This is a genomic window from Micromonospora sp. CPCC 206060 (assembly GCF_036906895.1).
In the GTDB taxonomy this organism is placed as follows: domain Bacteria; phylum Actinomycetota; class Actinomycetes; order Mycobacteriales; family Micromonosporaceae; genus Micromonospora.
The window spans coordinates 1-2,821 of record NZ_JBAKHU010000181.1; the positions used below are offsets into that span (position 1 = coordinate 1).

The window sequence follows — 2,821 nt, forward strand, 5'->3', positions numbered from 1 at the left end:
TGTCAAGGGTCAGGACGAAGTCCTGTCCGATGGCCTTGAGTTCTCCTCGTGGGCGGACAGCAGAAATCCATGCTGGTGGTCAGGTGATCTCCGTGTGGGTGGTCAGGTCAAGGCGTGCACCCCCTTGCCGGCGAGGGCTTGTTGCAGCCGGTGAGAGTCGCCCTGGGTGGTGATCAGGTGGGCGTGGTGCAGCAACCTGTCGACCGTCGCGGTGGCGAGGGTCTTGGGCATGAGGGTGTCGAAACCGGAGGGGTGGATGTTGCTGGTCACGGCGATGGAGCGGCGTTCGTAGGCGGCGTCGACGATGCGGTAGAACGCTTCGGCGGCGTCTTGCCCGGCGGGCAGCATGCCGATGTCGTCGACCACGATCAGATCGGCGCGGCAGATCCGGGCGACGGTGCGGGCGGTCGAGCCGTCGGTTTTGGCCCGGCTGATCGTGCCGGTCAGCGTTTCGAGGGTGAACCAGGCCACCCGCAGGTCGGCCTCGATCGCGGCATGGGCGAGGGCTTCGACGAAGTGTGATTTCCCGGTGCCGGACGGGCCGGACACGGCAAGGTTCTCCGCCCGGTCGATCCATTCCAGAGTTGCCAGGGCCTGCTGGGTGGCCGCGGGGATCGACGAGTCGTCGGGTCGCCAGGTGGACAGGGTCTTGCCGGTCGGGAAGTTCGCGGTCTTGCGGCGCGTCCTTCGGGTGGCGGCGTCGCGGCCGATGACCTCCTCCTGGATGAGTACGCGGAGGACTTCGGCGGGGTCCCAGCGTTGAGCCTTCGCGGTGGCGATGACATCCGGCGCGGCGGCGCGCAGGTAGGGCAGCCGCATCCGGCGCAGGAGCTTGTCGAGGTCGTCGGGCAGGGCCGGTGCCGAACGGGCCGGCGTCGGAGTGGTGCGGGTCATCGGGTGGTGGCCTTCCGGAGTCGGCGGTGCAGGGTCGTGGCGTTGTGTCCGACGAGGGTGGCCAGGCCGGCTGCGGCGAGGTGGCCGTGGCCGCTGCCGTCGAGGAAACCGGCCAGGTCTGCTCGGGCGTCGTCGTCGGCGTGCAGGAGCCAGTCCTCGATGAGGTCGAGCAGGCGGGCCAGATCGGCGGCCTCGTCCGAGTCGAGGACCACCCCCTGATCGGCTGTCGCGGCGGCGGGTGTGTCGGTCATCGGCCGAACCTCTCCCAGGAGGCGGTGCCGGGCTGCGCGGAGTAGGTTTCGTCGGCGTGGACCAGGTCACCGGGCTCGCCTCGGGTGGCGAGGTGATCCAGGATCGCGCCGAGATCCGCGTCGTCGAACCGGCCGGCCGCGGCGGCCAGGCCCAATGCCTGGTCGACGCGGGCGGCATCGAGGATGGTGGCGAACTCGACCGCGCGGGCCATCTTCGCCCGGACCCGGCTGGCGCCGGTCGCAGCGGCCTCGACCAGCCACGCGTGGGCGCCGTCACCGATGGAAAGGAAGTCGGCCTCGGCCTTGCTACGGGCCCGTGGCCGCGGTGGGCGCGGCTGGTTCCCGCCGGGGTGGTGCGGGTAGTGCTCGTCGAGGATGCGCGGGTTGCCTGGGGTGGATCGCGGGTGTCGAGCGATCTCGGCCGTGCCCGTGTTCGTCATGGCGACGATGACCAGTTCCTCACCGACGGTGCGGCACCACACCCTCGTGCCGACGTGCCCGGGCGGCGTCGAGTAGCGCACCGACCCGACCCGGACCGTCTGATCGTCGTTGACCAGACGTTCCTCACCCAGCGCAGCGGTGTGCGGGTCGGCCGGCAGCACGTGCAGGTGGCCCCGTTCGATGGCGAGGCGGTCGACCGGCGCCGCACCGGTCTCCCGATGGACACGGGCGTTGATGTGCTCACACCACTGCTCACACGCCGCAACGAGATCGGCGAACGTGCTGTAGGCGCCGCGCAGGTTGGTCTCGGTGGGCACCAGATCGGCCTTGGCGACCCGCACGGTGGCCTCGACCCCGCCCTTGGACTCCGGGTCGAACGGCTCACACGAGTGCACCGTCGCCCCGTAATGCCGGCCCGCCGCGACCACGGTCGGATGCCGGACCGCGACCCCGGCGACGTGCTCGACGGTGACCGTCTTCGCGTTGTCGCCCAACAGATACGCCGGCACACCCCCGAGGCGGCGCAGTGTCGCGTCCAGACAGGCGATCAAGCTACCCATCGTCTGATCGAAGACCGGGATCACCACCCGGAACCGCGACCAGGCCAGCCACGCACAGAACAGATACGTCCTCCGCCCGTCGACCCGCGGACCGTCCCCCCAGTCGAACTGCAACCACAACCCGGGCTCGGGCACCCACGGCCGATACGTGCGCCGCCGCCCGGCCCGCCACGCGATCTTCGCCTCCCGCACCGCCCGTCTCGTGGTGCGCTCGGTGCCGGTGAACCCCATCGCGATCAGGCGTTCATGCACCTTGTCCGCGCGGATCTTCGCCTTCGAGGCGTCGACCAACTCTTCCACCTTCGGCAGGAAAGCGTCGATCAGCTTCGGCCGAGGCGCCATCCTGGCCAGCAGCGGATCCCCGCCCCCGGCATCCCGCAACGCCACGTACCGGCGCACCGTTTTCGGGTCACACCCAGCCAACTGCGCCGCGGAATGCGCACAACGAGTCGCATCGTACGACTCCAAGATTTCCATGATCTCCCTGTCAGACTTGGTCACGGTCTCTCCGGTCCGGGTCGGTTGCAAAGGTCAGCAACCAGCAGCCAACCGGCCGGAGAGATCCACTTTCACGTGCCCGAGACGGAGATCACCTGACCGCCCAGCAGGATTTCTGCTGTCCGCGAGCAGGGACTCAACTGTCCGCCAACAAGGATTTTTCAGCGTCCGCTAGCA

The 2,821-nt window shown here is 69.4% G+C and carries 1 protein-coding gene and 1 pseudogene; both read right to left on the minus strand.

The window, feature by feature from the left end:
• Positions 1–102 precede the first annotated feature (102 nt).
• Complete coding sequence (gene istB / locus V6U90_RS33040) at positions 103–894, minus strand: IS21-like element helper ATPase IstB (RefSeq protein WP_334445042.1); 792 nt, start codon at positions 892–894, stop codon at positions 103–105.
• Positions 895–1,082: 188 nt separating this feature from the next.
• Positions 1,083–2,623: pseudogene (gene istA, locus V6U90_RS33045) on the minus strand (IS21 family transposase); the annotation flags it as partial.
• Positions 2,624–2,821 lie beyond the last annotated feature (198 nt).